Source organism: Oleiagrimonas sp. (genome assembly GCF_027858935.1).
Lineage (GTDB): Bacteria > Pseudomonadota > Gammaproteobacteria > Xanthomonadales > Rhodanobacteraceae > Oleiagrimonas.
Window position 1 is genome coordinate 1 of record NZ_JAQIBU010000261.1, and the last position, 5,187, is coordinate 5,187.

Genomic DNA, 5,187 nt, shown 5'->3' on the forward strand with positions numbered 1-5,187 from the left:
GGCCTCACGCAGGAAGCCGATGATCTGTTGTTCGGAAAAACGTTTCTTCACGTCCAATCTCCTTTGCTTGGGGAATTGGACTCCAAACAGCCGTGCTACTCAAAACTGGGGGGACGTCGGCCGCACCGCGAAAGGTGACGGACTTGAGCGGTTTTGCCTCCGACGTGCGATGGTCGCGCGGTGGCCAGCGCATCGCGTTCATGTATGTGCCGGGCGCGACGCGGATGCCGTTCGCGACGGCGTCAGGCAACCCCCGGGTAGGCGTCATCGGCCAGCAGGCCGAGCAGGTCGAGCGGGTCGCTGAAGTTCCGACTTCCGGCGGTAGCCCGAACATCCTCACCCCCGCGAGCTTGTATGTGTACGAGTTCGACTTTTCGCCCGATGGCAACAGGATCGCATATACCGCGGCACCGCCTCCGGGCGACGACCACTGGTGGTCGGCCAAGTTGTACACGCAGAAGGACCAGGTCGACGCCAAACCAGAAGTGGTGGTGGACCCGGCCACCGTTACTGGCTCGCTGCGCGGCATGCAGATGCAGCAGCCGACGTGGTCGCCGGATGGCAAATACATTTATTCCGTCGGTGGCTTGATGAGCGACCGCGGCGCGGATGCCGGCGAGCTCTATCGCGTTGCTCCGCAAGCTGGGCAAGTGGTGGACATGACACCGGGCATTCCGGTCACGCTGCACCAGTTCACTTTCCTGACGCCCGACACGTTGCTGTTCACCCAGGAAAAGCTGGGCCATGTGCAGATCGCCGAATACACGATTTCCGGTTCGGTGGCGCAGCCGTCCCGCGTGTTGTATACGCTGCCCGGCGCTGTGCGCGGTGTATCGATCTCGTCGAGCGCCCCAAACCGCATCGCCTATGCGGCCAGTTCGTTCGAGAGCGCACCGGAGGTGTACTTGGGCGCGCTGGGTGATCAGCCACCGCCTGCGGTGACTGCCGTCAACGCAGCGCTGAAACCGAGCTGGGGCAAGGCCCGGTCGGTGCAATGGCATGACGGCAAGCTGGTGATCCAGGGCTGGCTGCTGTATCCCGCACACTTTGACCCGCACAAGACCTATCCCTTGATCGTGTCGGTGCACGGTGGTCCGACGTTCGCGAACCTGCCTTACTGGGGCACCAGCGCCACGGCCTATTCGTCCTTTGGCTATTTCGTGCTACTGCCCAATCCGCGTGGCAGCACGGGCGAAGGTGAAGCCTTCGTGCGGCAGAACATCGGCGCAGGCAAGATGGGTTACGGCGATCTCGACGACATCCTCGCCGGGATCGACGCCGTCGAGAAGATCGCGCCGGTCGACAACAATCGCCTCGGCATGACCGGCTGGAGCTATGGCGGCTTCATGAGCATGTTTGCGCCGACCCAGACAAATCGCTTCAAGGCCGTGGTTGCCGGCGCCGGCATCTCCGACTGGAAGAGCTATTACGGCGAAAACCAGATCGACGGCTGGATGATCCCGTTCTTCGGGGCGTCCGTGTATCAGAATCCTTCGGCGTACGAGAAGAGCTCCGCGATCAACTTCATCACCCATGACCACACTCCGGCACTGATCGTCGTGGGCGAACGCGACGAGGAATGCCCGGCACCACAATCGTTCGAATACTGGCACGCGCTGCAGACCCTGGGCGTACCAAGCAAGCTGGTCGTCTACGCCAACCAGGGCCACGGCATTGCCAATCACGACGACCAGGTCGACATCCTGCGCCGCTCGTTGGACTGGTTCGGGAAGTATCTCGCGGCCGCGACCACGAAATGATCCGGCTTTCGCCTGCTTGCACTGGCTGGATCGTAGAACTGATGTTCTGCGATCCAGCCACCAAGCCTCATTCAGTTGTTCGAGCGCTATGAACGGTGAGTGCGGCCCCGCAGCGGCAGACGATCCGCGCAATATGCTGTCGTCGCAAAAAAATGTTGTGTGAACACCCCGAGCGGAGCCGGATTGTCCGCGATGTCATCCCAGGAATGTGGTAACGCTCCTCAAAGTGCTGTCGGTGCGGTAAAGCAGCAGCAGTAGTCGATCAACTTATTTGGCCGATGACTGCCCTTGCAGGCTCGATGAGGGCCGAACAAGCTGCGAAGGGCAGAGGTCGACCCTTTGCTGCCGGATGCGAACGGCTATATTGGGGAAGGCGATTTCCCGGAAGTGACAGCAAGATAGTGGCTGCGCGGGCAACCCTGATGCGGTAGCCGCGGTTCTTGTCGTCTGCCCGCACACCTTGGCATAGTGACCTGTGGTCGAGCCCGGTCAACGGCGCCACCCGAATCGCACTTGCCTTTAGCTAACTCTTCACCTTGCCGGGTGGGCAGAGGACTTTCGCCTTCAGGCTGGTGCGCCGTGACCGGCGTACCAAAAAAAGCCCGACGTTTGTCGGGCTTTTTCACAATTCCTTCGGCGTGACGTTTCGCGTCTCACCACAGAAGATGACGACTACTGCTTTTCATGGGTCATGGTCGTGGTGCGGCCATTCTTTATATTGTGGACGACCATCTTCATGGTCTTGCCATCTGCCGCGATTGTCATGGTACTGGTGCGGGTTACCTTGCCGTCCTCGGCGTAGGTTTCGCGCAGGGTGTCTTTGCCAAGGCGCTTGACCGACACCGTGCCATCGGCTTTGCCGTTCACCATGCTCGGCACCGGCTTGCCGCCAATCGTCGCGGTGTACGAATCACCTGCAGCGTCGCTGGAAGTCACGCTGTTGCCATCGACCTTGAAAGAGGGGTCGTATGTAGTGCCGGTCGCACTCTCCACGTGATCGAGCCGCCATGAGCCGGCCAGCGCATTGGATCCAGGCGCGCCTTTGGCCACGCGCTTCATCACGGCTTTTCCGGTCGCGTGATCGGCGCCATTGCTATAGGTGAAGTCGTTGGTTGCGGTCTTGCCGTCCGCTGCCACCGTGATCGTCGAGGTGGAAATGACCTTGTTGTCCTTCTTGTAGGTTTCCTGCACGGTGTGGTCGTCGACGACCTTGATCGCGACGGTGTCGACGTGTTTGTCACCCTTGACCGGATGATCCTCGCCATCGGCTTTGACCGTGACCGGCGGATGGCAATTGCAGTGGTACATGCCATCCTTCAACGAGATGATCATTGCCTCGCCTCCGGTTGAATGGACAGTGCCGGGGTCCAGCTTCCAGGTGCCGTTGAACGCGCTTTGCGCGAACGCGAGCCCAGGCAGGCATAACGCGAGCATAAAGCCCGCTACAAGTAGCTTCTTCATGGTTTATCCCCAATCGCAAGAGTCCGGATCTGAGGCGGCGTTGGACTCCCGGTTCCGCCGCAGGGAGAATGATAGGCGCGTTAATGTTGAGCGTTTGTTAAGGCGACTTTGTTTCGTAAGATGTTGCACCATGACGACATTTCACCGGCCGTTGTCCGGTGGTCATCGATTGACCGGTTGGCGGTGGTTGCCCGACGGTCGCTGTCGACCCGTTTTAGCCCCTCGCGAACAGCCGGTTTGCGGCAGACATCTTAGGTGGCTGACCGTCTCTTCTTGGCCGAACAGCGACCGCTTCCTCGGTCTGCTAATCATCCCAGGCATTGCAGATCAACTAACGCACTGTATTGGGAACTTCGAGCGCAGATTTTCAGTACCATTGGTCTCCATAACGTGGCGGCGGGCCTGAACGTCCGCAACGTCCGCTTGGGAAAAAAGGGTCGTTTGCTTGTCGCGCTACAAATGGATTTTGAAATCGGCAGCTCTAGCTGCGTGCTCGCCCACGGCCCTTCGGCCTGATTTGATCGGGAATGGTATGGCTATTCGTCTAAAAGCCTGTCTTGTTTTTCTGGTTGGCGTGGTGCTTCTTACAGTCGGCGCAGCCTGGTATGCGATGCACGATCCTGACCGCTACATTCCGAGCATCGCGGCGTACCTGCAGAGAGATACCGGCCTGCAAGTTCGCATACAGCACCTCCAAATCCAGCTATTCCCGACCCTGCAGGTGCAGATCCAAGGCCTCGAAATAAAAAATCCACAGCCATTTCCATCCGGCAATTTTCTGAGCGTACCCAGGCTCGATGCCACGATTGAAAAGCTTCCGCTTCTGCATGGTCAGATCGCGATCCGGTCTTTGTTCTTGCACAAGCCAACCATCGACTTCATTTCCGACCCGGACGGTCTATGGAATTTCCAGAACCCGTCTGGCTCGAAGAAAGCGCCAGCGCATTTTTCGATATTGTTGATCCCTAATATGCAAATTGAAAATGGGATCCTGCTTGGTTCCAACCTGATCGATCCAAATGACAAGCCCGGGCCCGTGGTGCTCGAGATCGGCAATTTTTCCGCGCTGCTCAACGCGACCTCGCCCAAACCTTCCGATGGCTCCGACAACTCAACTGGCCTTGCAGGTCATCTTGCGGCGGATACTGTACGTTTTGGTTCCATTAACATGAAGGATCTTCAGTCACAATTGCGTATCACTTCACGGCAACTGGTCTTCAGCAACGTTCAGATAAAAACATATCATGGACGAGCCAGCGGCGACTTTTTGTTGAACTTTGGCGGCAAGAATACGGTGTTCAAAACGGATCTGCAGGCGGATGGCATCGGCATTTCGTACTTGCTGGCGGAGTTTCAAAATGGCACCTCCGCGATCACCGGAGCCATGCAGACAAAGCTGAGCCTGGCGGGCGAGATCAAGCATACTTCAAGTCCTTTCGCGGGCATTCATGGCACTGCGCAGATAACGATACGAAAGGGGGAACTGCCGAAGCTAAACCAAAACCAGAGCATGCTCGCCTTGGAGCGCTTCCGCCCAGCCAGCGCCGTCGCACTGCCAGCCTCGGCATTCACCATGTTTACCGCCGACATGGAACTGCGGAACAATCACATCTACAGCAAACGCATTGATGTGAACTTCTATGGCACGGACGTGGTGGGGTCTGGCAACACATCGTTGCTAGATGGTGCCCTGGACTACCGGGGCGCCGCAAACGTTGTGAAAAAACAGGGCCTCCTTACCAGCCTGTTCGCCCGGATGTTCAAGGAGGCACATCAGAAAGATGGGCGGCTGACGTTTCCTCTGCGGCTCACCGGCACGCTGACTACCCCATCTCTGTCTGTTGCCGAATGATTCAGACGTTATTCGCAGATGCGCCGTTTTGACGATCTGGAGAAGATGTTGGAGCAACATCGCTCCCGCGGCAAACTGGAAATGTGCGCTTTTGGCCCAGTTTGGGCGGAACTC

At 58.2% G+C, this 5,187-nt stretch carries 3 protein-coding genes; 2 read left to right on the forward strand and 1 reads right to left on the reverse strand.

Going from position 1 to position 5,187, the window contains the following annotated elements; translation table 11 throughout:
- The first annotated feature begins 143 nt into the window (after window positions 1-143).
- Window positions 144-1,760 (forward strand): S9 family peptidase, encoded by a 1,617-nt coding sequence (locus PF446_RS09580; RefSeq protein ID WP_298071202.1) that lies wholly within the window; start codon window positions 144-146, stop codon window positions 1,758-1,760.
- A 672-nt stretch (window positions 1,761-2,432) separates the two neighbouring features.
- On the opposite strand, the gene PF446_RS09585 is transcribed toward PF446_RS09580, so the two are convergent.
- Window positions 2,433-3,221: a hypothetical protein gene (locus tag PF446_RS09585; RefSeq protein WP_298071203.1), complete on the reverse strand. Its 789-nt coding sequence runs from the start codon at window positions 3,219-3,221 to the stop codon at window positions 2,433-2,435.
- A 445-nt stretch (window positions 3,222-3,666) separates the two neighbouring features.
- On the opposite strand from PF446_RS09585, the gene PF446_RS09590 reads away from it, so the two are divergent.
- On the forward strand, window positions 3,667-5,073 hold the full coding sequence (locus PF446_RS09590) for an AsmA family protein (RefSeq protein ID WP_298071204.1): 1,407 nt from the start codon (window positions 3,667-3,669) through the stop codon (window positions 5,071-5,073).
- Window positions 5,074-5,187 lie beyond the last annotated feature (114 nt).